Annotated in this window: 22 protein-coding genes and 1 other RNA gene; 9 read left to right on the forward strand and 14 right to left on the reverse strand. The window is 38.9% G+C overall.

Going from position 1 to position 24,348, the window contains the following annotated elements:
- Window positions 1–130 precede the first annotated feature (130 nt).
- Both ACFX4N_RS11350 and ACFX4N_RS11355 read left to right on the forward strand, forming a co-directional pair.
- Window positions 131–748, forward strand: a complete 618-nt coding sequence (locus tag ACFX4N_RS11350) for a LysE family translocator (RefSeq protein ID WP_192100261.1) — start codon at window positions 131–133, stop codon at window positions 746–748.
- 106 nt (window positions 749–854) lie between these two features.
- Window positions 855–1,022: a hypothetical protein gene (locus ACFX4N_RS11355; RefSeq protein WP_192100260.1), complete on the forward strand. Its 168-nt coding sequence runs from the start codon at window positions 855–857 to the stop codon at window positions 1,020–1,022.
- A gap of 42 nt (window positions 1,023–1,064) precedes the next feature.
- Here the strand turns inward: ACFX4N_RS11355 and ACFX4N_RS11360 are convergent, their stop codons facing one another.
- A complete protein-coding gene (locus ACFX4N_RS11360; protein WP_029323100.1) occupies window positions 1,065–1,379 on the reverse strand; it encodes an MGMT family protein in 315 nt (104 codons plus the stop codon).
- A gap of 352 nt (window positions 1,380–1,731) precedes the next feature.
- Between ACFX4N_RS11360 and ACFX4N_RS11365 the strand changes: the two genes are divergently transcribed.
- Window positions 1,732–2,280, forward strand: a complete 549-nt coding sequence (locus ACFX4N_RS11365) for a MerR family transcriptional regulator (protein ID WP_301264493.1) — start codon at window positions 1,732–1,734, stop codon at window positions 2,278–2,280.
- A gap of 32 nt (window positions 2,281–2,312) precedes the next feature.
- Here ACFX4N_RS11365 and ACFX4N_RS11370 read toward each other — a convergent pair whose 3' ends face one another.
- On the reverse strand, window positions 2,313–3,197 hold the full coding sequence (locus ACFX4N_RS11370) for a LysR family transcriptional regulator (protein ID WP_029323104.1): 885 nt from the start codon (window positions 3,195–3,197) through the stop codon (window positions 2,313–2,315).
- Window positions 3,198–3,449: 252 nt separating this feature from the next.
- Between ACFX4N_RS11370 and ACFX4N_RS11375 the strand changes: the two genes are divergently transcribed.
- Complete coding sequence (locus tag ACFX4N_RS11375) at window positions 3,450–4,667, forward strand: MFS transporter (protein WP_057273610.1); 1,218 nt, start codon at window positions 3,450–3,452, stop codon at window positions 4,665–4,667.
- A 125-nt stretch (window positions 4,668–4,792) separates the two neighbouring features.
- Here ACFX4N_RS11375 and ACFX4N_RS11380 read toward each other — a convergent pair whose 3' ends face one another.
- Complete coding sequence (locus ACFX4N_RS11380) at window positions 4,793–5,182, reverse strand: VOC family protein (protein ID WP_013058062.1); 390 nt, start codon at window positions 5,180–5,182, stop codon at window positions 4,793–4,795.
- Between the two features lie 224 nt (window positions 5,183–5,406).
- An RNA gene (rnpB, locus tag ACFX4N_RS11385) (RNase P RNA component class B) lies at window positions 5,407–5,795 on the reverse strand.
- A 247-nt stretch (window positions 5,796–6,042) separates the two neighbouring features.
- On the opposite strand from rnpB, the gene ACFX4N_RS11390 reads away from it, so the two are divergent.
- On the forward strand, window positions 6,043–6,861 hold the full coding sequence (locus ACFX4N_RS11390) for a histidinol-phosphatase (protein WP_192100258.1): 819 nt from the start codon (window positions 6,043–6,045) through the stop codon (window positions 6,859–6,861).
- A gap of 91 nt (window positions 6,862–6,952) precedes the next feature.
- On the opposite strand, the gene ACFX4N_RS11395 is transcribed toward ACFX4N_RS11390, so the two are convergent.
- From ACFX4N_RS11395 to ACFX4N_RS11405, 3 genes are all read right to left on the reverse strand, one after another.
- The gene (locus ACFX4N_RS11395; protein WP_192100257.1) at window positions 6,953–8,446 is read right to left on the reverse strand and encodes a glycoside hydrolase family 1 protein; all 1,494 of its coding nucleotides are present in this window, start codon (window positions 8,444–8,446) and stop codon (window positions 6,953–6,955) included.
- 42 nt (window positions 8,447–8,488) lie between these two features.
- Complete coding sequence (locus tag ACFX4N_RS11400; RefSeq protein ID WP_192100256.1) at window positions 8,489–10,429, reverse strand: beta-glucoside-specific PTS transporter subunit IIABC; 1,941 nt, start codon at window positions 10,427–10,429, stop codon at window positions 8,489–8,491.
- A 119-nt stretch (window positions 10,430–10,548) separates the two neighbouring features.
- Window positions 10,549–11,400: a PRD domain-containing protein gene (locus tag ACFX4N_RS11405; RefSeq protein ID WP_029323116.1), complete on the reverse strand. Its 852-nt coding sequence runs from the start codon at window positions 11,398–11,400 to the stop codon at window positions 10,549–10,551.
- A 309-nt stretch (window positions 11,401–11,709) separates the two neighbouring features.
- Here ACFX4N_RS11405 and ACFX4N_RS11410 point away from each other — a divergent pair, with 309 nt between their 5' ends.
- Together ACFX4N_RS11410 and ACFX4N_RS11415 are read left to right on the forward strand one after the other, a co-directional pair.
- A complete protein-coding gene (locus ACFX4N_RS11410; RefSeq protein ID WP_199866390.1) occupies window positions 11,710–13,305 on the forward strand; it encodes a histidine kinase N-terminal 7TM domain-containing diguanylate cyclase in 1,596 nt (531 codons plus the stop codon).
- Window positions 13,306–13,449: 144 nt separating this feature from the next.
- Complete coding sequence (locus tag ACFX4N_RS11415; protein ID WP_098547927.1) at window positions 13,450–14,211, forward strand: MBL fold metallo-hydrolase; 762 nt, start codon at window positions 13,450–13,452, stop codon at window positions 14,209–14,211.
- 366 nt (window positions 14,212–14,577) lie between these two features.
- Here the strand turns inward: ACFX4N_RS11415 and ACFX4N_RS11420 are convergent, their stop codons facing one another.
- Both ACFX4N_RS11420 and gdh read right to left on the reverse strand, forming a co-directional pair.
- The gene (locus ACFX4N_RS11420; RefSeq protein WP_192100254.1) at window positions 14,578–15,567 is read right to left on the reverse strand and encodes a DUF4003 family protein; all 990 of its coding nucleotides are present in this window, start codon (window positions 15,565–15,567) and stop codon (window positions 14,578–14,580) included.
- A 144-nt stretch (window positions 15,568–15,711) separates the two neighbouring features.
- Complete coding sequence (gdh, locus tag ACFX4N_RS11425; protein WP_013058068.1) at window positions 15,712–16,497, reverse strand: glucose 1-dehydrogenase; 786 nt, start codon at window positions 16,495–16,497, stop codon at window positions 15,712–15,714.
- Between the two features lie 453 nt (window positions 16,498–16,950).
- On the opposite strand from gdh, the gene ACFX4N_RS11430 reads away from it, so the two are divergent.
- Together ACFX4N_RS11430 and ACFX4N_RS11435 are read left to right on the forward strand one after the other, a co-directional pair.
- The gene (locus ACFX4N_RS11430) at window positions 16,951–17,577 is read left to right on the forward strand and encodes a nitroreductase family protein (RefSeq protein ID WP_078082002.1); all 627 of its coding nucleotides are present in this window, start codon (window positions 16,951–16,953) and stop codon (window positions 17,575–17,577) included.
- Window positions 17,578–17,637: 60 nt separating this feature from the next.
- Window positions 17,638–18,942 (forward strand): aldehyde dehydrogenase, encoded by a 1,305-nt coding sequence (locus ACFX4N_RS11435; protein WP_301264496.1) that lies wholly within the window; start codon window positions 17,638–17,640, stop codon window positions 18,940–18,942.
- A gap of 35 nt (window positions 18,943–18,977) precedes the next feature.
- Here the strand turns inward: ACFX4N_RS11435 and ACFX4N_RS11440 are convergent, their stop codons facing one another.
- From ACFX4N_RS11440 to ACFX4N_RS11460, 5 genes are all read right to left on the reverse strand, one after another.
- On the reverse strand, window positions 18,978–20,348 hold the full coding sequence (locus tag ACFX4N_RS11440) for a DUF2254 domain-containing protein (protein WP_098399616.1): 1,371 nt from the start codon (window positions 20,346–20,348) through the stop codon (window positions 18,978–18,980).
- 378 nt (window positions 20,349–20,726) lie between these two features.
- Complete coding sequence (locus ACFX4N_RS11445; RefSeq protein WP_057273618.1) at window positions 20,727–21,500, reverse strand: TPM domain-containing protein; 774 nt, start codon at window positions 21,498–21,500, stop codon at window positions 20,727–20,729.
- The gene (locus tag ACFX4N_RS11450; RefSeq protein WP_013058074.1) at window positions 21,500–22,069 is read right to left on the reverse strand and encodes a LemA family protein; all 570 of its coding nucleotides are present in this window, start codon (window positions 22,067–22,069) and stop codon (window positions 21,500–21,502) included. Before ACFX4N_RS11450 ends, ACFX4N_RS11445 begins: the two co-directional genes overlap by 1 nt.
- A 254-nt stretch (window positions 22,070–22,323) precedes the next feature.
- Window positions 22,324–22,944 carry a polysaccharide deacetylase family protein gene (locus ACFX4N_RS11455; protein WP_029323133.1) on the reverse strand — a complete coding sequence of 207 codons (621 nt, stop codon included), beginning with the start codon at window positions 22,942–22,944 and terminating at the stop codon, window positions 22,324–22,326.
- 129 nt (window positions 22,945–23,073) lie between these two features.
- Window positions 23,074–24,285 carry a glycosyltransferase family 2 protein gene (locus ACFX4N_RS11460; RefSeq protein WP_377261412.1) on the reverse strand — a complete coding sequence of 404 codons (1,212 nt, stop codon included), beginning with the start codon at window positions 24,283–24,285 and terminating at the stop codon, window positions 23,074–23,076.
- Window positions 24,286–24,348 lie beyond the last annotated feature (63 nt).

Raw genomic sequence — 24,348 nt, forward strand, 5'->3', positions numbered from 1 at the left:
CCTCCGCAAAAGATGTTTAGTTATATTTAATTTTATTAAATTAGACTTAATAAACCTAGTGAAATATGTTAAATTATATTTAATAAATAAAATGTAGTTGTATTTTATCACAGCAAGGAGGAAGAAAAAAATGAATGACATCTTGACCTTTTTAGTTCTTACATTGTTTGTTATTATGAGTCCCGGTATTGATACGGCTCTTATCACCAAACGAACGATGGCAGATGGACAAACGGGCGGCTATAAAATGGCGTTAGGATTGGCAAGCGGCTCTTTAGTTCATACGCTCGCCGCCGCGTTTGGCTTATCTGCTCTTCTTCTTCAGTCAGCTTTGGCTTTTGAAGTGGTAAAATACGCAGGAGCCCTGTACTTAATGTACTTAGGAATCTCTGCTTTTCTTTCTAAAAAAAGCGATACAGTTTCTCCTATAAAAGAGGAGAAGTCAAAAGAAATATCCGCTTTTCGTCAAGGTCTTGTCTCAAACGTCCTTAATCCAAAAGTGGCGGTGTTTTTCTTAACTTTTTTACCTCAATTTGTTCAAAGTGATCAAAACGTAACTCTTCAATTACTGCTTATGGGAATAGCGTATACGATCCTTGCTATCACGTGGTTTTTCGCATTCGTCTTTTTTATTAACTACTTACGAAAATGGCTCACAACACCTAGCGTTCAGCGTTTTATGGATAAAGCAACAGGAGTCGTTTTAATCGGGTTTGGATTAAAGCTGGCTTTTGAAAAACATAAATAAGAAAATATGTTAGTTGAAGGAAGTTCCGAACGAGTTTGATTTTTGATGGAGAATCAAACTCGTTCGGATTTTTCATTGGCAGGGTAAATGTAAGTGCTTCTAGCTATTGATTGGAGGGCAAGACGAAGACTCCTGCGGGAAAAGCGGAAATGGTGAGACCCCGCAGGAGCGCAAGCGACGAGGAGGCTCACCGACCGCCCGCGGAAAGCGAAGTCTTGCACGGAATTTAATAGCGGTGTCACAAGCGGTTCAGCTCCTTTATCTCATTTGTTAGCCTTTAGATGGAATTGGTTTCGTTCTGTCTCAATCTGTTTTGTCATTTATGCTCGTCAGGTTCATAGAGATAGACTTTAAGATCAAGCTTTCCATCCGAAGAAACGAGTATTCCTTCCGCTTCAAGTGAAAGTTTTTGAACAACGTACATTTCTTCGTCTTTAAACCCAATTTCTCCTTTAGAATTAATGACTCTGTGCCAGGGGAGATTATGTTTCTTACTCATCGAATGCAGTACTCGTACAACTTGCCTTGCACCTCGCGGACTACCAGCCAGGCCGGCAATTTGTCCGTATGTCATTACTTTCCCGGATGGTATTTGTTTAATAAGTGCTACTGCTCGTTCTGTAAAACTCATGCTGCCCCTCCTTTTATTCTTTAGTACAACATTACCATAATCATTAAACAGTGAAGTAATCACTCGATTTTTCTTCAGCAACATTATAAGATAATAATAATAAGAAGTACGCTCATCATTGTTCAACATACTCCAAACAAATGCTTACTGATTATTTCCTATTCTTCAACTAACAAATCTTTGTGCGAGTGGCAGCTTATACCTCATTTATGACACTGTGATTATAAAAACGTTACAGAAACCAACACAGCAAGGTACGTAGAAGCGTTACATGATAAGATAAACAGTAGATACTAGTACAATTTCAAATTGATGCTGACGAATAAGTAATCATTTAAAAAGTGGTGAGAAAATGACAAAATGGCTTAGTGTAAAAGAGTTATCTGAAGAAACGAGTATTCCTACTTCAACGATTAGAAGATATATAGATAAATTCCAATATTTCTTTATACAAAAAGAGGATCATCGACCAAAACAATATGAAGCTGCGGCTGCGACCGTTTTACTGAAAATTAAGCAGCTTTATGATGAGGGCTGTCAAGCAGAAGAAATCAATGAAGCGCTGCAAAAAGAATTCTCTTTAACTACAAGCGAGGATCAAGCTGCCGTGTCTCTAGAAGAAGCCGAAGACAAAGAGGACACAGAGAACACAGAGAACACAGCAGAAGCAGCTGACCAGCAGCCGACACCTCCCGAACAGCCGGTACAGCCTTCACCCCAACAAGAGCCTGATACAAAACAAATTCTTCAGGAAAAAGATAAGCAGCTTATTCAATCTTTGCGTAAAAGCTTGCGTGAACAGCAGGCCATTTCAGAATTAGTAGAAGCTTCAAAAGAAAGCAGCGTAGTAGGTAAAAAGAGATCGATTTTAAAAAGGTTATTTAAAAGAAAAAAGGACTGAGTTTGTAAACAAGTCTAGGCTACGAAACACCTTTATTTCTGCTCATGGAATTTATGTAAAACAAAGTTTCTAAACTGTTTAACAGCCGGTGATAGATATCTTCCTTCAATCCAAGCTAGTCCAATTACTCGGTGGCAGTTGGCTTTAGCTAATGGGATTTTCACTATTTTACTTTGATCTATTCCGTGTAAATCTGGAAGGATAGAAATTCCTAAGCCGGCTCCTACAAGTCCCGCTACGGTATCAGCTTCCTCTCCTTCAAACATGATGTGAGGCTTTACCCCTGTCTCTTCAAATAACTGCTCAAACGTAAGACGAAGAGAAAAGCCTTCTTTTAAGTGAATAAATGATTCTTCAGCAATTTCTTCTAGTGGGATACTCTCACAGCGAGCGTACCGATGATTTTTTGGCACAATCACAAACAGCTCTTCACTCCAAAGGTGCTGCCACTTGATGATCGATTTCTCTTCCATAGGCGCAATCAAACAAAGATCTAGTTCGCCCAGCTGCAGCTGCTCAAGAAGAACGTGAGAAGGGCTTTGCCTCAGCTGAAAATTCACCTTAGGATACAAACTGCGAAACGAAGCGATTAAATCTGGAATCAAATCTGTGCTGAGCGTATGTAAAAATCCAAGTGACACCTGCCCTTTTTCAGGATCTAGCAGCGCTTGAATTTCCTCCTGTCCTTTATCAAATTCTTTCATTATGTTATCTACACGCTTTAAAAAAACTTTACCATATTGATTTAATATAATGGAACGTCCTTGCCGGTCAAATAGCGGCGCTCCTACTTCTTCTTCAAAACGAGCAATTGAACGACTGAGCGCAGGCTGCGTAATTAACAGCTCTTCTGCGGCGCGCGTCATATGCTGCGTACGTGCAAGCGTTTGAAAATATTTAAACTGCTGCCACTCCACTTTGTACCATCTCCTTATTAACCGTTCTATTCATTACATAGATGTATGAAAAATATGATTATAATGAATTATACATTATAAATAGCTGGTGTTACGATAAAAAATGGAAACATACTCGAGGATGTTTTTAGTTTCTTTTAACGGCTGCTGTATACAGCTCCTACAAAATTTTATGATCATCATTTTCTAGCAGAAAGAAGGATTTGTTATGAAACGTATCGTACATCTGAGAAAGCGTAAGCTGGTTGCTCTATGAGTTACATAAAGAAAGGAACGCCCGTTTTTCGCAAAACGAGCTTTGCATTTTTTGCAGCAGGGTTTAATACGTTTGCGATTTTATACTGCGCTCAGCCTTTAATGCTGGCGTTCACAAAAGAATTTCATATTTCTCCGACGACTTCTAGCCTATCGCTTTCCGTTACAACCATAGCTTTGGCTATTAGTATGCTTATTTTCGGTTCGTTATCGGAAGTATGGGGAAGAAAGCCTGTTATGGTCTATTCCATGCTTGCTGCTTCTGTGTTATGCCTATTGACTGCATGTAGTCCTACTTTTCACGTTCTATTGTTTTTTCGAACAATGCTAGGAATTACGCTAGCCGGGCTGCCTTCAGTGGCAATGGCTTATTTAGGAGAAGAAATCGAAGCAAAAAGCCTAGGTTCAGCAATGGGCCTCTACATAAGCGGCAATGCAATTGGCGCCGTTGGCGGAAGAGTGATCTCCGGCACGCTTAGTGAGTATTTCGGCTGGCACGGTGCAATAGCAGGAATTGGTATTATAAGTATAGCAGCGACCGTTATCTTTTGGATTAGCCTGCCTCCTTCACAGCACTTTCAATCTCGTAAATTAGAGGTTGGAAAGCTAGGGAAATCGCTGCTTGATCATCTTAAAGATCCGGGGCTAGTTTGTTTATACGGCTTAGGTTTTTTGCTGTTAGGCAGCAACGTCGCCTTATTTAACTATATCGGTTATGTACTAACCGCTACCCCTTATTCCTTAAGCCAAACGATTGTCAGCTGGATCTTTTTAATTCTTATTATCGGAATGTTTAGTTCGATGTGGACCGGCAGGCTGGTAGACCGCTACGGAAAACAAAAAATACTTATGATCAACCTTTCGATTACGCTAGCTGGTGTCGTTTTAACGTTAGATCCTGCTTTACTTGCTAAAGTAGCTGGCTTGGGCTTGTTTACGTTTGGGTTTTTCGGCAGCCATTCGATTGCCAGCAGCTGGGTAGGTCAGCGCGCTTTAACAAATAAAGCTCAGGCTTCTTCACTTTATTTGTTTCTATATTACACGGGTTCAAGCGTAGGCGGAACGCTAGGAGGAGTCTTTTGGTCAATGTTTGGCTGGAAAGGCTTGATTTGTATGATTATTGTTTTTTTACTAATTGCTTTTATCCTTTCTGGTTTTCTTTTAAAAAGCTCAATAAAGACAAGACGCGCTGCCAATGTTAAAGAAAATTATTAAAAAGATACTTGATCTATCATAGTAACTACACATCAAAAAGACCTTTCTATCACCATAAAAGAAAGGTCTTTTTTGAGAATCTAAAACACATTTTTTCTTGTATGTACCCCTTAAAGTAGACTTTTTTAGAGTTTAACCCGTTCTACTAACTGAAGCAATTCATCATTAGGTCCGTGAAATAAAATCATACGTCCCCCTTCGAGCGTTGGCTGAGGCTCCGATGATAAAAATTCAATTCCTTTGCTCTTATAATGTTGAATCGCCTTATTTATATCCTCTACCGTAAATGCAAGGTGGTTAACAATCCCGCTTTTGTTATACTTGCCAATCGGATCAATATCTCGAATGAGCTCAATTTCAATTCCCGGCTGTTCTTCAAGATACAAAAAAGCCATCTCTCTTTTTTCGGTAGAGCCTTTAAGGCGAACTTTAAAGCCAAACATATCCGAGTAGTAGTGAATCGTTTCATCCATATCTCCAACAATAATGGCTGTATGTTCCATTTTCTTAATCATGAATATTCTCCCTTTCCCCATGTTTAGTGAGTACAAGTAAACTATACAGCAATTTAGTTAATATGTATTTACATATACCTTAATTCCTCTTGCTACGATAAGGAAAATTCAAGCACTCCATCAATGCATTTGCGCTATAATTTTAAAAAAGAACAAATAAAAAAACAAACCTCACTGGTTTGTTTGGGTTACGTATTTTATAGTCAGTCTCTGTTTCAACAACGTTCGATAAGCCATGTTTTGTACCTTTGTACTGCAAACGATTTTAATCTCGTACTCAGGCGGTAATCATCTATCTACGATTACGCATGTAACCGTCCGTCTCTCCGTTAGATTCCTTTGAGACAGTTCCCCTACCATTGTTTGGGTTTCTCGCTCGTGGGGTTTACCGCGTTCCACCTTTGCTGTTTCCAGCAAAGCTTCGTCACTGTGGCACTTTCAGGGATACTCGACCATATCCAAAGACTTAGGTGGTTTTTCCCGCCGTCAGCTAAGCTATAAGCCAAGCTGCCCTAGCTTATTTTTTCACTAGGCACGAACACTACGGGCATCTCAGCACCGTGCGAGCATGGACTTTCCTCTACATCAAATGATGCAGCGATTACCTGAACGTTATTTCAGATCGTGTATGAGTAGTATATGCGTTTTAGCTTACCGAATCAAATGTAACTTTTGGTATGGATTCCATGTCAATTTTTGCAGCAAATTAAATAAAATAACCTCTTTCTGTACAATCTTTTTAGTAGATGACTCACCAGCAAGCCAAGAAATATTCTCTTCATCCATTTCTACGGGGGATACTTTGTTTCTTTGTAGAATATTTTATACACTACATAAAAAGGTAACAGAGGTGATGAAAAATGAACGCTGATTTAAAATTTGATTTTCATACCCATCACGACCGATGCGGACATGCTCGCGGAACGATTCGAGATTATATAGAGGCATCTATTGATAAAGGCCTTGATATCATTGGGATTTCGGATCATTCTCCTTATTTTGCGAGCGAAGAAGACCAGCCGTATCCTCACATTGCTATGGGAAAAAGCGCATTCTCCGGATATGTAGCTGAGATTTTGAAACTAAAAGAAGAATATAAAGAAAAAATTGAAGTGCTGTTAGGCGTAGAGTCTGATTTCTTTCCCCAGCATGCGGAGATATATCGTAGCTACTATGAAAAATATCCGTTTGACTACATAATCGGCTCTGTCCATCAAGTTGATGAAGTCAGCATCTTTCATAAAACGCGCTGGGAAGGTCTTTCTCAGCAAGAAAAGCAGCGCACGAAAGAAACGTATTATCAATTAATCGAAGAATCCGCCCGGAGCAGAATGTTTCAGATCCTTGGACATATTGATGCCATGAAAGGATTCTACCCTTCTTTTTCTTCTATCGAGACGGCTGTCATTGATCAGACGCTAAAAGTGATTTCAGCACATGATATTGCCATAGAAGTGAATACATCAGGCAAAACCAAAGACTGCGGAGGCTGGTATCCTGCAGACGACATTTTGGAAAGAGCTCTGCGCTACGGGGTACACATTACATTTGGTTCCGATGCTCATGATCCGAAGCGCATTGGAGACGACTTTGAACTAGTAAAAAAGCGCCTTAAAGAAATAGGTTTTACAGATTGGGTCTTTTTCAGACAGAAAAAAATGCAGGTGGCACCTTTGTAAAACGGTGAACTTAAATAGGCTGTGCACCAATTAAAATATACCTGAAAACACGCAGATGAAGGAACATCTCGTGTTTTCAGGCATGTGTTTTTTACTGAGAAACTTTGACTTTTGGAGATGAAGATAAATCTTCTCCATTTGTCTGAATCACTTGTTTATACCAGTAAAAGGAATCTTTTTTAGATCGTTCAAGCGTACCATTTCCTTCATCGTCTTGATCTACGTAAATAAAGCCGTATCGTTTTGACATTTCGTTTGTTGACACACTGATTAAATCAATAGGTCCCCACGCTGTATAGCCCATTAAGTCTACACCATCTTTGACGGCTTCTTTCATTTGCTCAATATGCTGTCTTAAGTAATCTACACGATACGGATCATGAATCGAGCCGTCTTCTTCTACTTTGTCATGAGCTCCTAACCCATTTTCAACAATAAACAGCGGTTTGCCGTAACGGTTATGAAAATCTTGTAACGTATAGCGAAGTCCTTTCGGATCGATTTGCCATCCCCAATCGGACGTTTGAAGGTGAGGATTTTTTACACTTCCCGCAATCATATTTCCTAGGACATTTTCTTCTTCACTTTGAGTTGTGACAGAAAGAGACATATAGTAGCTAAATGAAATAAAGTCAACGGGATATTGTTTGATAATTTCATCGTCCCCTACTTCTTTTACGATTTGAATGTTGTTCTCTTTAAAGTAACGCTCCATTACCTTTGGATATTCTCCGCGCACTTGAACATCTGTAAAAAATAAGTTCAAGTCATTTTTATGCTGTGCTAGTAAAATATCGTCCGGATGATTCGTCACAGGATACGTTGTCATACGCGCAAGCATACACCCTACTTTTACATCAGGAATAATCTCGTGAGCTAGCTTAGTGGCAAGTGCACTCGCAACAAACTGATGATGCGCTCCTTGATACGCAATTTGTTCCGCTGACTGATTTGGAACGTTTTCAACTAAAATACCGCCGCCTGTATAAGGACTATGGGTAATCACATTGATTTCATTAAACGTCAGCCAGTATTTCACTTTGTTTTTATAGCGTGTAAATACCGTTTCTGCGTAGCGTGTATAAAAGCCAATTAGCTTGCGGCTGTACCAGCCGTTGTATTTACGCGTAAGCTCCAGCGGCGTTTCATAATGCGAAAGCGTCACTAACGGCTCAATTCCGTACTTTAACATTTCATCAAATAGGTTATCGTAAAATTGCAACCCTGCTTCGTTTGGATTCACATCATCTCCATTAGGGAAAATTCTCGCCCAGTTGATCGAAATGCGAAGCGTTTTAAACCCCATTTCCGCGAATAATGCGATATCTTCTTTATAGCGATGATAAAAGTCGATAGCCGTACGCTTTGGAAAACGATCGTTTACTTTGTTGTTAAGCACATCTTCAATATAATCTGCTTTTACATCCATCGAATAACCAGTTCGTTCGTCTTTTGGGACAAATCGGATCATATCTGCAGTAGACAGCCCTTTTCCATCAACGTCATAAGCTCCTTCAATTTGGTTAGCAGCTGTTGCTCCTCCCCATAAAAATCCCTTTTTAAATACAGTATCATTTGTTAACATAGTCCCCACGTCCTTTTCTCATATTTTTATTAAAAATAGCATTTATTTTACTACAGAAAGTAGCTGTTCCCCTTCAAAAATTGGACCTATTTCATTGACAGACAGCACATCTAAATACTCTGCGGTGTTTGTGACAATAACCATCGTAACAGTTTCAAATCCAGCTTCTGCAATCGCATGTCGGTCAAATTCAACTAGCGGCTGCCCTGCATTTACATGATCTTTTTCTTTCACCAGCGCCTTAAAATGCTCTCCTTTTAAAGAAACGGTATCAATTCCAATATGAATTAAAATTTCCTCTCCGTCTTCTCCTTTAATGCCAATTGCGTGTTGAGAATCAGGCAACACCATAATCGTTCCAGCGATAGGCGAGACTACGCGGTTTTCACTAGGTTTAATCGCAATTCCTTTACCCATAATTTCTTGAGCAAATGTTGGATCTGACACTTGATGCAGCGGTACAAGTTCTCCGTGTAACGGAGAGAAGACGTTTTTTGTTTTACCACTTTTTTTCTCCTCTACTGCTAGAGAAACATTTTGCAGTGGCGCTTCTTCCTTGACAGGATGTTCTTCAAGTTTTATTGTATTTTTTTCTGGTTCTTCTGAAGCAATATCTTTAAACCCAAGAGTAAGGACCAAGACGGCTGGTAAAATAACGGCCCCTGCCAGCAGCGCTACTGCGACAATCAAATTGCCTGCTGCCCCGCTTGGATCTGCAAACGTAGGAATAGCAAAGATTCCGACTAATCCTCCTAATGTAAAAGCTTTAAACCCATACCATCCGGCAAAGCCGCCGAGCAGTGCGCTAGAGGCAATAGCGTAATAAAAAGGTTTTTTCAACTTCATGTTTACCCCGTACATGGCAGGCTCTGTAATTCCGATAACAGCTGAAATAGCTGATGAAAACGCAACTTGTTTTAAATCTTTATTTTTTGTCTTCAACGCTACTCCAAAAGCGGCTCCTCCTTGAGCAAGGTTGCTGATATACATCATCGGCATCAAAACATTGTCAAATCCATATACTTTTAGATTTTGAATCGCAATAGGAGCTATTGCATAGTGCATACCGGTCATGATAATAAGAGGCATAAGACCTGCTAGTAAAAGACCTGCCAGCGGACCTGCTGTTTCAAACATCCATGAGAACATACTTGCTAATCCGTCTCCCATATACGTTCCAAGCGGACCGATTAACCATAACGTAATAGGTGCGGCGATTAGAAGTGCAAGCAGTGGTGAAAACATGACCGTAACGGTAGCCGGCATCCATGAACGAACAAATTTGTATATATATTTTAATAGAAGTACACCTAAAATAATCGGTATTACACTAGACGTATAGTTAACCACTGGAATGGATATAAAATCGATTCCAAATAACGTGAATTCTTTTATTTTCGTAATGCCTCTCGCTGCATCTACAAAGGTCGGATACAGCATGGCAGCTGCTAAAGCAAGCGCTAAGTATTCATTTGTTTTAAACTTGCGAGCTGCTGAAACAGCTAAGAAAAATGGCAGAAAGTAAAAGACTCCGTCCCCAATTGCATTCAGCACTGCGTACGTATCACTTTCTATGCTCAGCCATCCTAGCGTAGCAAATAAAGCGACAAAAGCTTTTAGCATACCCGCACCAATAAGGGCTGGTAAGATAGGAGTAAAAATCCCTGAAATACTATCCATTAGAAGTGAAACAACGCCTTGTTTTTGGCTGCTTTTCTCCTCGGTAGCTCTTCCACTGCCCAGCAAGGGGTCAACTTCTTCAAAAACTTCAGCAACTCTGTTTCCAATAATGACTTGAAACTGATCACCGGAAAATTGAGCGCCCATCACTCCTTTTATTTGCTTAATTTCCTCCACCTGCACCTTATTCTTGTCATGAAGATTAAAGCGAAGTCTCGTCACACAGTGCCAAGCCTGCTTAACATTCTGTGCTCCACCGATTTTATCTACTACTTGTTTAGCCGTTTCTTTATATGAAGTCATTTATATCCCTCCTTTTTTCAATAAAAAAACCCAAACAGATCACCGCATGTTTGATACATGCAAATGTCTGCTTGGGTAATGCCTGATCAAGTCAGTAACAATCCTCCAAATAAGAACGATTATTCAGTTTCTACTAGATTCGTCACTCGCCAAATGTGTAGCGTTAAGTAAAGCTTTTCATCTGAAGTTAAAGACCAACCATGCTGTTTATGAAGTAAATTAGCCACTTTTTCAACAGCTTTATATGCTTTTTCATACTTTGTTTTTACGACATCCAGCAGCGTAGCATCAACTTCCGGAGAAACATGTGGGTTCTGATCCAGCTGACGTAAAACAAAAAATCGTAGATGCGTGACAAAGCGAGAATAGTTCATGGATTCTTCATCAAGTTTGAGCTGAAAATGATATTGAACAACATCGATAATTCGATTAATCACTTCAGTCATCTTCATCGTTTCTTCCACTTTTGCTTGTACATTCTGTGCGTTTACAAAATGATAGGTGAGAAACGTTTCTTCACTTTTAGGAAGCAGCACATCAAGCCGGTCATACACTAGTCGAATCGCGTTAACCGCAGCATTATACTCTTTCGGATAAAGCTTCTTGACTTCCCAGCGGCTTGGCTGCGCGTATTCAAGGCCATTATGGCTTCGTTCAATCGCAAAATTTAAGTGATCCGCAAGAGTCAAATGAATATTGGTGCGAAAAGGCTCACCTATTTCTCTTTCTGCTTGCTTGATTAACTCTACAGAAACCTCGAGAATTTCTGGTTTGATGCTCTCCAGAATTTGAGCCAGCGGTCTACGAATATTGGACGACTCCGCCACAAACTTTCGTCGAATGACAGCCTTATCAACTGGATCACCTTTTTTCTTTTGGAAACCGACGCCTGTTCCCATGATGACCCATTCTACATTAGAGGAGTCTTTGACCAATGCTACGTTATTATTAAATACTTTAACAAATTTCATAGATGCTTCCCCCACATCAGAACAAACGTAAAAATCCCATCTTAAAAACACATGAACACCTCACGTATTTTTAACACAGGTAATGCCTGATCGAATCAGTAACAATCCAGTTTTAAGTTATTACTGAAATTATATTCCACTATGAAAGCGATGTCAATATATAAAATACTGAATTTTTAATAATCTACTATTCTCATAAAGAAGCTGCTTATAAACGAGGTATCCCTCTACTATCCACTGCTCATTTCCCACATAAAACATCCACATTTTATTTCAACTGTGCTACATTTAACTAAAAATGCTTTCTTAATGAGGGATACAATTGTGAATTTAGATTTAACCGCTTATATAACGCTTATCTGCACGTCCGGTGTTCTTAATCTATACTTATGTTTTTACGTATTTATTAAGCGTCATCACTACGCTAACATTGCGCATTTATTTATTCTTCATACGGGATTCACCGCCGTTTATTGTATTGGTGCGGCATTTAGCTTACTATCCGTTAACCTCGTGGAAATGAAATTTTGGACCGTTATTCAATACGTGGGCATGCCTTTTTCACCTCCTGCAGGACTGCTGTTTGTTATGCAGTATGTCGGCATAAAGGTGAGGAAAAAACATATTTTTGCGCTTTTTATCATTCCGTTTATTAGTTTGATTATGGTCGCAACAAATGACTGGCATCACTTTCATTACCGAGTGTTTGAAATTGACCCAGTTTTAGGTGCTCCTTACATTCATCAAGAAATTGGGACCTGGTACATGATTCATGGAATGTTCATCTTTTCGTCTATGTTTGTTGCTTTTTTGCTCGCCGTTTACCGCTGGAAAGAAACAGCTAAAGCTTACCGCCTGCAGTTAATTGCATTAATGGTCGGGCAATTAGTCCCTATCGTCACAGCTTTTGTCTATTTAATGGGCTTTACGCCGCAGGGAATTGATCCAGTTCCCATGGTTTTATGGATTTCTTCTTTTTTATATTTATGGTCCATTAACTCATCGCGTATGTTTACAGTCATGCCCGTTGCGAAAGATGCGATATTTAACAGCATCAATGACGGTGTTATCGTGCTTGATGAAGCTTACAGATTAATTGAATTTAACTTAGCGTCGAAGAACATGTTTCCGCAGCTGAAAAAAGCGATGTTTGGAAAACGTTTTGCTGATATTTGGTTCACGCTATCGGGCAGTTCATTTCCTTTTACATTAGAAAATAAAAACAGCAGTCAAGAGCTGCAGCTTTTTTCTGGGGATCAATCTCAGTATACGTATCAAGTTCGCACCTCTCCTTTGCAGTATGCCAACAACAGTCACGGCTTGCTGCTTATTTTTACGGATATCACAGAGCTAAAAAGACTTCAGCTAAAGCTTGAAAATCAAGCTTATTACGATGAGCTGACGCAAATTTATAATCGCAGGGCATTTTTTCAGCACAGCAAGCAAGCATTCGATGAAGCAAAAAAGCCCGCATCTTCTTTTACGCTTCTTTTACTTGATATAGATTATTTTAAAAAAGTGAACGATACGTATGGTCATTATACCGGCGATCAGGTGCTTTTACATGTTGTAAAAGCCTGCCAGTCCGTATTACCGCAAGGAGCCCTTTTTGCTCGGTACGGCGGTGAAGAATTTGTACTCGCGCTAAAGGGCTATACTTTATCCGAAGGCGAAACGCTTGCTGACCAAATTCGCCGTCACGTCGAGACTCAGCCCTTACTGATTAATGAAGAAACCATTTCTATTACGCTAAGTCTTGGAGTAGCACAAGCGGAAAAACAAGAAAATGAAACGTTAGATGAGCTGTTGAATAAAGCAGATATCGCCCTGTACGCTGCCAAACAACATGGACGCAACCAAGTACGTATATATAAAGAGATAAAAAAAATCCTAAAAAGAACCTAAACAGCACTGTTTCGGTTCTTTTTGCTTTTGACTACTATTCTTTCATTTATCAAGTGAAAGTGTTAAAAGACTTGATTTTATCTATGTATTTGCAACTAGAGTATCCTATAAACTATACGTAGATCAAAAAAAGGAGAGATACAGATGAAGATTACACATATTCGTAACGCTACTCTAATTGTTGAATACGGAGGAAAAACGTTTTTAATTGATCCTATGTTAGCAGAGAAAGGCACGTACCCTCCTTTCCCAAATTCGATCAGACAAGATCAAAACAACCCTTTAGTGAACTTACCGATATCCGTTGAAGAAATTATTGCTGATGTAGATGCGGTTATTGTCACTCACCTCCATTTAGACCATTTTGACGATGCCGCTAAACAGGCTTTGCCAAAAGACATCAAAATGTTCGTTCAAAATGAAGAAGATGCCGCAGTAGTAAAAGAAGCTGGTTTTAAAAATGTAGAAGTACTTACGCAAAACACGGTTTTTGAAGGCGTTGAATTAATCAAAACAAAAGGTGAACACGGAAGAGGAGAAATTTTAAAGCGTACTGGTTTAGTGTGCGGCGTTGTTTTTAAACATAAGAATGAAAAAACGCTTTATGTAGCTGGAGATACGGTATGGTATTCCGCTGTTGAAGAAGAAATCAATACACATAAACCAGAGATCATTGTCGTAAACGGCGGAGATAATCAATTTTTAGAAGGCGGTTCTCTTGTGATGGGGAAAGAAGATATTTACCAAGTTTTTAAAGCGGCCCCTCATGCTACGATTGTTTCTGTCCATATGGAAGCTGTAAATCACTGGACGTTATCAAGAGAAGAGCTAAAAGGCTTTATCAACGAAAAAGATATGGCGTCCCGCGTCTTTATTCCAGATGATGGCGAGGTTTATACTTTTTAAGAGAAAAGCTGAGATAAAAGTATTCTAGTTAAATGTAAATTCGAACGAGGAATCAAGATTCTTGATGGAGAATCAACTTCGTTCGGATTTTTTCATCGGCATGGTGAACGTAGGTTTCATGTATATGGTACTTCTAGAGGTTGATTGGAGGGCAAGGCGAAGACTCCGGCGGGAAAAGCGGAACAGGTGAGACCCCGCAGGAGCGCAAGTGACGAGGAGGCTCAGCGGCCGCCCGCGGAAAGCGAAGCCTTGCACGGAAATCAACCGCGGTGTTATAAGCGGTTCAGCTCATTTATCCCATTGATTCACCTTTAGGTTAGATTCATGTAGTTATGTCCCAGCCTCTTTTTATAGCCGGTTAATTTATCAAGTAGTAGTCGTAGTAGCAACCGCTGAAGTGCTCGCAATAACCGCTAGCATAGCCGCTTGCTGGGCTTGAATAATCGTTTCAATCGTTGTATAGATGCCTGTTTCGACCAGTCTAGAATCCTTTAGCTTTTCACTGATAACCAGATTAACCGCCAGCATAACATTGATGTCTTTCTGCCACTTAAAAAGTTTATCTGCATTCAGCTGCTTTACAGCTTCATGGATAATTTCAATTTCAGCTTCCGGTTTTTCAAACAGTGCTAATAAGCCAAGGACTGGGTAATGCATTGCTTTTACTTTCATACCTGCCGATTCACAGATTTCTTTTACTGCTAGGCATCTTTCAATAAGGGTATCTCCATGTAAGTTTTTATCGTTTGCGAGAATATGACTTAAAAATTGAAGGTCATTTCCTTTTTTAAATCCATGCTGCGCCAATGTGGTATAAAAGTGTTCAATTTCATGCATCAAATCATCAACAGACTCGCTCGTTTCAGCTAATAAAACGGCAAGAGGTACATCACCGCTTGATGTGAGGAAGAGATGCTTTTTTTTCATGCCTTGATAAATTTCTACTGACCTTCGAACCATTTCTTTATGACTTCGACTCGACTCATTCGACAGCATAGCAGAAGCCGCGATATACGTAAATGCGCCTCTAGTAAACCCGCCTTGTACCAATTGATCATATACATCCAGAAATTCATGAAACGTTTCTTTTGGATTCTCATAGCGGGTATCCAGCATGGCTGCGATCGTAAACCGCTGCGATGATTTTAATGTAGAAAACATTCCTACTTGATTTTTAATATAGTCACTTAACTCAATATAAGGCTGAAGCTGAAACGATTTGCCTTTCACTACATACATAGAAGCGATAGCCATAAACTGCTTGTGATCTGCCACTTTCCATTTGAGTTCATTTTTTAAGCTGATATAAAAACCTCTATACTGCTCTACTTTTTGTTGAATCGTTTCCGGTAGCATATCAACACGTCCTTTATTCGTCGTTAGCTTATATACGTAACACTTCAATAAAAGTTTCAATATTCAGCAAATAATCCGTACATTTATGACAATACGAAAAAGACCCCGGAATATTCCGAGGTCTTTTTCGTTCAGTTCTACCTATTAACCTCTTCCCGCTTGGAAAGAAGGATATTTTGTCATACCGCCATCAGCAAATAGTGTAATACCTGTTACGTAGCTTGCTTGTGACGATGCTAAGAATGCTGCAACTGATGCAATTTCTTCCGGGTTGCCGATGTAGCCCATTGGAATCATGCTTTCTACGTCTGCACGTTGTTCCGGATCTGCGAATTTTTCAGCGTTGATTGGCGTATCGATCGCGCCTGGTCCAATGTTATTTACGCGGATACCTTTTGGCGCATATTCAAGAGCCAATGTTTCCGTCATTAGTTTCATACCGCCTTTACTTGCTGCATAGTGAACAAATAGTGGCCAAGGAATCATCTCGTGAACGCTGGACATGTTAATAACGTTTCCTTTAATATCATTTTCAACAAAATATTTAATCGCTTCGCGGCTTCCTAAAAACGCGCCTGTTAAGTTTGTATCGATTACTTGATTCCAGTTTTCTAACGATAATTCATGTGAAGGAACCGGGTTTTCAACACCAGCATTGTTAATCATAACGTCTAATGTGCCAAACTCTTTAACAGCTGTCTCTACAAGATTCACAACGTCTTCTTCTTTTGTTACGTCGCCTCGAACAATAATTGCTTGGCCGCCAGCTTGTTCAATTTCTTTTTTTACTTCTAGCGCTTCTTCTTCATTGCTGCGGTAGTTTACAACCACTTTTGACTGCTCTTGACCAAAACGAACGGCCATTGCGCGACCCAATCCTTTTGATCCGCCTGTTACAACTACTACTTTATCTTTTAAATCTGTGTACATCTTGAAGTCCTCCTACTTTTCCTGCGTGATATGTCTTGCTATACTGTACTAATTATAAATACAGTTTAGGTTTTTAAATAGAGAAGAAATATTTCTTTGTCTCTTCTTTCTCAAACTGTACGTCATTTAAAAAGAGACAAATTCACTCTTGTTTCTTTTCGTTACTTATCGTAACCAAGAGAGATAAAGTAGTCAAACTTTTTGTTTGATCATTTTTATAATTTATTTTTATCTCTCACTTTCCTCATATTTGTTTGTTCCCTGGAGAATGAGTCTTCCCACTTCTAAGTTAACACCTTTTCACAAGTTTAAACTTTTTCCCTTGCAATTCTTAAATCAATGTATTATATTGTTGATGTATCAATTATTGATATATCAAACAATTGTCCGCAATCAAAAATATGGAAATGAAAATAAATAAGTTTAACGCCTAAAAAGAAAGGAATAATGACTATGACTACAAAAGACTTTAACGAAATTGCTTTAAAACGCCGTTCAATTAAAAAATATGATCCTTCAGTAAAAATCAGCCGTGAGGAAATGGAGGAAATTCTTACCGAAGCTATGCGCGCTCCTTCTTCTGTTAATATGCAGCCATGGCGCTTTGTTGTGATTGAAACACCTGAAGGAAAAGAAAAATTAGCTGAACTTGCGAAATTTAACAGCGAACAAGTTCATACATCTTCAGCTGTTATTGCTGTATTTGGTGACATGAACAACGTCGAATATGCAGACGAAATTTTTGGCAAAGCCGTAGAACTTGGCTATATGCCTCAAGACATTAAAGAACAGCAGCTAAATTTCTTTAAACCAATTTATGAAAACATGCCAAAAGCAGATATGAAAGACATCGTGCTGATTGATTCAGGACTTGTGTCTATGCAGCTTATGCTTGTTGCTCGTGCTCACGGATATGACACAAATCCAATCGGCGGATACGAAAAAGAATTAATCGCAGAAGCATTCGGTCTGGATAAAGAACGTTATGTTCCGATTATGCTTATCTCAATCGGAAAAGCAGCAAGCGAAGGTCATGCTTCTTACCGTTTACCGGTCAATACGGTTACAACTTGGAAATAAGCAGCTAGTTCTATTCAATAAATAAAGAGCTAAAAATGTGAAGTAAAAGGAGACTTTCCAATGAATAACTATCAAGAACTTACAAAAAAACAGCTTTCATTCTTTAATAGCGGTAAAACAAAAGACGTTGCGTTCCGTATCGAAACGCTAAAGAAATTAAGAGAACTTGTTGTACGTCATGAAGATGACATTTTAAAAGCAGTAAAAGCTGACCTTAACAAACCAGAAATGGAAGCAAAACGTGCAGAAGTTGGTCTTGCGCTAAGCGAAATCGACTTTGCAGTTGAGAATCTTGCAGAATGGGCAGCGCCAAAAGAAGTAGAAACACCATCTACTCACGCAGGAGCAAAAAGCTACATTTATCAAGATCCATACGGCTTAGCTCTAGTGATTGCACCTTGGAACTATCCGTTCCAACTTGCTGTATCACCGGTAGTAGGCGCGATTGCTGCAGGAAACTGCGTGGTGTTAAAGCCTTCTGAATTAACACCTCATACGTCAAGCCTTCTTGCTAAGATGTTTAATGAAAACTTCCCTGAAGAATACTTGACAGTAGTCGAAGGTGAAGTGGAAACAAGCACGGCTTTACTAAAAGAAAACTTTGATTACATCTTCTTTACAGGAAGTACAATGGTCGGCAAAATTGTAGCAGAAGCTGCTGCTAAACATTTAACACCTGTTACGCTTGAGCTAGGCGGAAAAAGTCCTACAATTGTACACGAAGATGCTAATATTGAAGAAGCAGCTAAACGCATTGCGCGCGGTAAATTTGCAAATGCTGGCCAAACTTGCGTAGCGCCAGACTACATTCTTGTTCAACGAAATGTAAAAGACGAGCTGCTAGCTAATCTAAAACAAGTCGTAACAAACACGTACGGCGAAGATGTTTCACAAAATCTAGACTTCCCTCACGTAGTGAGCGAAAAGCATTTTGATCGTCTTAACAGCTTCTTAACAAACGGAGATATCGTTTTTGGAGGCAAAACGGATCGTTCTCGTCTGTTTATTGAACCAACTGTTCTTGACAACATCTCATGGGAAGACAATGTGATGCAAGATGAAATCTTTGGACCAATTCTTCCAGTCATCGTATACGATGAAATCTCAGAAGTAATTGAAGCAATCGTAAAACGTCCAAAACCATTGGCACTTTATCTTTTCTCTGAAGATGAAGCAGTCCAAAATCGCATCTTAAACAGCGTGTCATTCGGCGGCGGTTCTATTAACGATACAATTAACCATATGACATCTCACTATCTTCCGTTTGGAGGCGTTGGTGACAGCGGAATGGGTGCGTATCACGGAAAAGCAAGCTTCGATACATTTTCACATGCTAAAAGCATCTTAAAACGTTCAAATAAATAAAGAAAAGCCGATGTCAGCGTCTGACTTCGGCTTTTTTATTCCTTCATTTGTTTGGCGATTTGCTCATATTGCTCTTCTTTTTTTGTAGAAATAGCTAAATCATAAAGAATATGTAAAAAGTATTTTTTATCTTGAACAAATAAATACTCTTCTTCAAAGCCTTTAGAAATGTATACAGCAAACTCCCAGATGTCATCGTAATAAGCTGGTCCAATGGCCTCAGCGAGATTTCCAAGCGTTTTGAGCAGCTCCATCGTAATGATAATATTCCGCCTCGCATAGTGCCGGATATTAGCGAATCCATCATATAAAAAGTCCTCAAATTTTTTATCAGGAATCACCATTCGTATCACGCCGCTGTCATCCACTAAATAAGAAGAAAATTGACTAGCTTCACAAATTTCCCGAAGAATATCGCTAATTTGATGAATGGAGTTAACCGCCGTTTTGAAATCATCATTCCCTAGTGATTTAACTGCCATCTCCACAAACTTCGTAATGATATACGTAGTATCTTGAATATCAGTCTGAGATTTCCCTACATGGATATATTGGTGAAAGGCGGTACAATCCATTTCATCCTGCTCTGTCGAATCTCTATGCCAATAATAAAACAATACGGTTCCGCTGAGCACATAATCCCCTACTTCACGCTCCATTTTTATAACTAAATTATGCTCTTTGGCGCAGTGAATCAATTGGCTGTAGTTCACTGTTTGAATATAGCCAGATGTTTGAATACATACCGGCTTTTTTTCTCCTTCTGGAAAGGAAAATTGTTCGCTATGACTAGACTGCGTTCGATGAATCTCCAGTTCCTCGCGGATTGTTGTCTTAATTGCTTTTATGGACGCTGTTTTCATCGATTGAGTCATATGATTTACTTGCAGCCACTTCACAGAGTGATTAATAAAGTAGACAAACGTGCCCGCACTAAAAACCGATAGCGCCGTCGTCACAAATGGAATCGCAAAATATCCGTCTACTTGAGAGCTGTTTAAAAATAAAAAAACAAAAAGTGTATACAAAAAACTCCCTATAAAAATCCCCAGAATTCGCTGAGTAGATTTAGAAGAAGCAAAGTTTTTTAACACGCGAGGAGAAAACTGAGCTGCAAATGATGTAAACACAACAAGCATTAAATTAAAGGTAAACGTCGTAATCGATAGAATTCCGGGCATAATCGTACTCACTAACGTATTGGTTAAATCCATGTTGATTGAAAAAAATGAAGGAACCTTCTCTCCTACTTTACAGTAATAATCAAGAAACAGCGTCAATGCAGCTAAAAGGACAGAAAAAAGAGCATAAATTAAGGGACTAAACCATATTTGGCTATTTAGCTCATCTTTAAAAGCACGAGGAGAGAGCTGTTTCCTTGCCGCTATCCATCTAAATGTATTCATATAAAACCTTCCTTTTTATTTGTAAATCTCTAACTTTTTTCTTAGTTCCCTAAATTTTTCTGATTATGCTTATATAATGGAAAAAATCTATTTTTTAAGGTATAACTGTACAAAGCAAAAAAGAGGTTGAGACATACCTAATTAATTCGATTTAAATACGTACAACTAGGATACATGAGTTGAACCGCTTTTCCCGCAGGAGTCTTCGTCTTGCCCTCCAATCAACTGCTAGAAGGAACTGAATGAAGATATGAAAGCTATGTTCACCATACAAATAAAAAAACCGAACGCGTTGGATTCTCAATCAAGAATCCATCTCGTTCGGATCTTCCTTCCACTAACCTAATTTTATCCCAGCCTCTTTTTACTCTTATCTTTTTACCAGCCTCGGCTCGCTCCACCGCCTCCAGAACTGCCGCCTCCACCTCCGCGAGGACCGCTGCCGCCGCTGCCACCGCCTCCGCCTCTTCCTCCAAACATCACAAGGAAGTTTAGCAGAAATTGTGTAATCGCTCCTTTAAAAAAGACGAAGTCGAGAATAAGCAAGCCCACAATAACAGCTGCAATCAGCAGCGTTTGAAGAGTTGTTAAATGAACGCCGCTATCAGAGGGAGCATCTGCTTTTGGTACTTTTTGTTCAAAATCTGTTCCTAAATCATACTCTTTTACGACTTGGTTATAAACAGCTTTGTATGTGCTTTCTAGCGCCGTATCGTATTTACCATTTTTTAAGTTAGGAATGGCATAAGAGTCGATGATTTCTCCCGATTTGATATCGGTGATGGCTCCTTCTAACCCGTATCCTACTTCGATTCGAACTTTTCGTTCTTTTTTAGCGAGCAAAATAAGAACGCCATTGTTCAGCTTTTTATCACCAAGTTTATACTTTCGAAACGCTTCATTTGCGTACTCTTCTACATCCGCATCACCTAATGAATTCACGGTAAGAATCGCTACTTGAGCTTTCGTTTCATCATCCAATTTTCTGCCCATTTGGTTTATTTCAGCTTTTTCCTGATCGTTTAATAGATGAGCAAAATCCTGAACATAAATATCGCCTACCGGATTTGGAATATCAGGTGCAGCAAAAGCAACGCTTACCGTATTACATAAAAGAGACAATAATAAAGCAAACGAAGCAAGAAATTTCATCACTTATCGCTCCCAAAATCAACTTTCGGCGCTTCTTTTTCTTCATTTGTTACTTCAAAATATGGCTTTTTTTCAAAGCCGAACGTACCCGCTAACATGCTTTTAGGAAATCTCTTAACCGATTTATTGTATTTCGCAACTTCATCGTTATAGTCTTTACGCGCTACAGCGAGTCGATTTTCTGTTCCTTCTAAACTGTCCATTAAGCTTCTGAAGTTTTCATTCGCTTTTAAATCCGGATATTTTTCAACCACTACGAGCAGGCGGTTTAATGCACCGCTTAACTGTTGATTAGCATCAGCTTTGTCTTCAGGAGTTTTAGCTCCCGCTAGCTGCGCTCTTGCCTGAGTGACCGAATCAATTGCTTCCTGCTCATGCTTAGCATAGCCTTTTACGGTTTCCACTAAGTTCGGAATTAAATCAGATCTTCTTTTCAGTTGATTATCTATTTGTGAAAATTTATTATCTACATCTTCCTCTGCGCTAACGAGACTATTGTAAGAGCTCACTCCGTAAATTACAACAAGCACTAGCACAATGATCGTAGCGATCAAACCTTTGTTTTTCAATGTACTACCTCTTTTCTTCATCAAAATTATGTATCTACTTACTAGTACGAATCATGCTCTAAAAAGATTCATTTTTTACCAATTTTATTTATATTGAACGTATAAGTATGACATCTCCTAACAATCAATTCCTCTATAAGGTGAAATACTTTTCTCTACCTAGTCTTTCTATCAATTAGCACATGTAACCCTTCTCGATTTTATCTTGTTTCACAATAGAAAAAAGAATACCTCTTGGGTATTCCTTTTTTTGCTTAAGACCATCCTTCAATTTTGAATGCCACTCGGTGAAATTCAGGAACCGTTACAAATTGATAGTCGTTATTTATTAAATACTTAATAAGTTTCGGCAATGAAGTAACAATTTGGTCTCGCGCTCCGCTGCCGTATCGATCCCCATCGTGCATGACAATAAGATTCTTTTCTTGTAGATTTTTAATCGTATGTTTGCATATGGCCAATGGATCTTCTTCACGCCAATCCTGACTATCTACATTCCATAGAACAGACGTCATTCCCAATTCTTTAATATCAGCAAGAGCTGTATCATTTATCGAACTGTAAGGTGGACGAAACAGCTTTGGAGAACAACCTATTATTTTCTCTATTTGAGCATTTGTAGAAGTGATTTCTTTCCATAATTCGCGTTTAGAAAGAGTTGTAATATCAGGATGACTCCACGTATGATTTCCAATTACGTGCTTTTCTCTATGAATACGTCGGATTAATCTTGGAAATTTTTCCGCTTCTGCACCTACGACAAAAAATGTCGCACGTACATTATATCTTTTTAGAATTTTTAAAATAGCAACGGTGTAGGCTGAGGGTCCATCATCAAACGTTAAAGCAACATATTTTGGTGAATTTTGATTCATGTGTTCTCCCCTTATATAAAAAATAGATATAGAAATAAACCCCTCATTTTTTTTGCGTAAGTTGAGGGGTTTTTGCAGTGAGACGATTTTCACGAGACGATACTATATTTTCTTTGAAAGTGTTAATTACTAAAGGTAATAGATTTGTTCAAAAGAACTCGCCAAGTAGTCAAATCCGCGGGGGCGCAGCGTTTCAAGCTGCTGATGAATTTTTATTCTTTCTTCCGAGCCTGGAGGAAGTTCATATAGTTTCGTCACAGGCTGTCCATTATTTAAATACTCAATAATTCTAAAAAGCATGAGGCGAAAAGCATGTGTAAGTTCATTGTATTCGTCAGGAAAACGCTTCTTCAGCTCTTTATATTCAACTAGTGTTTGGTGCATATGCATAAACGGAAGCTCTTTCCATTCAAGAGATAGAATAAGAACGTCTATATTGGGATGTTTTTTAACAAAACGATAGTGATTGCCCCATTGCTCTTTCACTTTCCGCTTCGATATCCCATGTTCCTGATGATAGGCAACCGTAGAGGGATCTAAAACAAACTGCACCCCATTTTTATACAATCTATATCCAAGCTCCCAGTCTTCTGCCCCGTAGCCAACAAACGTTTCATCAAAAAGACCGGATTTTTTTAAGTTCGCTTTTCTTACTGATACATTTCCACTTAAAAATGCAATATAAGGTAGTGTAAATCCTTCAAGTCGCTCTCCGAAATGTTTTAGCCCGCTGTTAAGGAAATAACGATTAGGAAATGATAAACGTTGAAAACGGTTTGTATTAATATCTTCTTTTGTTACAAGAGGACAAGGAACATTTGAATGCTGCTGCGTCTGTTCATAGTTTTCATACAATCTTCTATACTCAGGATCCCTGCTGACTAGTTCTTTCAAGTGAGCCACTTGATCTTCATTATAGTCTGGCATAATAAACGTGTAGACTCCCTCATAATGCATGGCACCGGTAACCACGAGATTTGATTCATGCACATGATGTTTATAGTGATTTTCAATAAAAGCAGGAGGCGCTAGCATTTCTCCATCTAAAAAGATTAAAAGATTTCCTTCAGCATGATTAATTCCTATATTACGTACTGAGGAACGCCCTTTATTTTGTTTCATACCGATATACTTAAATTTGAACGGGACATCAGCTTCTTTAAAAATGTTGGGCGTATTATCGGAAGAAGCGTCATCCACTAAAATGACTTCATACTCAGCTTGAGGAAACGTTTGTTTTGATAAACCGTAAAGCGAAAGAGAGGTTTGATAATATTTATTATAAGTGGGCATAACGATGCTAACTTTAATAGGGTGTTTGTGATTATTTTTTATACTCATTTTATATAATGGATTATCTACTTTATCCCTTTTATTTTTAGACTCTTTTAAGGGTTTAAGATT

This window comes from Priestia sp. YIM B13551 (assembly GCF_042787905.1).
In the GTDB taxonomy this organism is placed as follows: Bacteria; Bacillota; Bacilli; order Bacillales; family Bacillaceae_H; genus Priestia.

Bases quoted from the DNA above. Each gene is read 5' to 3' on its own strand.
- ACFX4N_RS11350 (WP_192100261.1), top strand. From the start codon at position 131: ATGAATGACATCTTGACCTTTTTAGTTCTTACATTGTTTGTTATTATG.
- ACFX4N_RS11360 (WP_029323100.1), bottom strand. From the start codon at position 1,379: ATGAGTTTTACAGAACGAGCAGTAGCACTTATTAAACAAATACCATCC.
- ACFX4N_RS11365 (WP_301264493.1), top strand. From the start codon at position 1,732: ATGACAAAATGGCTTAGTGTAAAAGAGTTATCTGAAGAAACGAGTATT.
- ACFX4N_RS11375 (WP_057273610.1), top strand. From the start codon at position 3,450: ATGAGTTACATAAAGAAAGGAACGCCCGTTTTTCGCAAAACGAGCTTT.
- ACFX4N_RS11380 (WP_013058062.1), bottom strand. From the start codon at position 5,182: ATGATTAAGAAAATGGAACATACAGCCATTATTGTTGGAGATATGGAT.
- ACFX4N_RS11390 (WP_192100258.1), top strand. From the start codon at position 6,043: ATGAACGCTGATTTAAAATTTGATTTTCATACCCATCACGACCGATGC.
- ACFX4N_RS11395 (WP_192100257.1), bottom strand. From the start codon at position 8,446: ATGTTAACAAATGATACTGTATTTAAAAAGGGATTTTTATGGGGAGGA.
- ACFX4N_RS11400 (WP_192100256.1), bottom strand. From the start codon at position 10,429: ATGACTTCATATAAAGAAACGGCTAAACAAGTAGTAGATAAAATCGGT.
- ACFX4N_RS11405 (WP_029323116.1), bottom strand. From the start codon at position 11,400: ATGAAATTTGTTAAAGTATTTAATAATAACGTAGCATTGGTCAAAGAC.
- ACFX4N_RS11410 (WP_199866390.1), top strand. From the start codon at position 11,710: ATGAGGGATACAATTGTGAATTTAGATTTAACCGCTTATATAACGCTT.
- ACFX4N_RS11415 (WP_098547927.1), top strand. From the start codon at position 13,450: ATGAAGATTACACATATTCGTAACGCTACTCTAATTGTTGAATACGGA.
- ACFX4N_RS11420 (WP_192100254.1), bottom strand. From the start codon at position 15,567: ATGCTACCGGAAACGATTCAACAAAAAGTAGAGCAGTATAGAGGTTTT.
- gdh (WP_013058068.1), bottom strand. From the start codon at position 16,497: ATGTACACAGATTTAAAAGATAAAGTAGTAGTTGTAACAGGCGGATCA.
- ACFX4N_RS11430 (WP_078082002.1), top strand. From the start codon at position 16,951: ATGACTACAAAAGACTTTAACGAAATTGCTTTAAAACGCCGTTCAATT.
- ACFX4N_RS11435 (WP_301264496.1), top strand. From the start codon at position 17,638: ATGAATAACTATCAAGAACTTACAAAAAAACAGCTTTCATTCTTTAAT.
- ACFX4N_RS11440 (WP_098399616.1), bottom strand. From the start codon at position 20,348: ATGAATACATTTAGATGGATAGCGGCAAGGAAACAGCTCTCTCCTCGT.
- ACFX4N_RS11445 (WP_057273618.1), bottom strand. From the start codon at position 21,500: ATGAAATTTCTTGCTTCGTTTGCTTTATTATTGTCTCTTTTATGTAAT.
- ACFX4N_RS11455 (WP_029323133.1), bottom strand. From the start codon at position 22,944: ATGAATCAAAATTCACCAAAATATGTTGCTTTAACGTTTGATGATGGA.
- ACFX4N_RS11460 (WP_377261412.1), bottom strand. From the start codon at position 24,285: ATGAGTATAAAAAATAATCACAAACACCCTATTAAAGTTAGCATCGTT.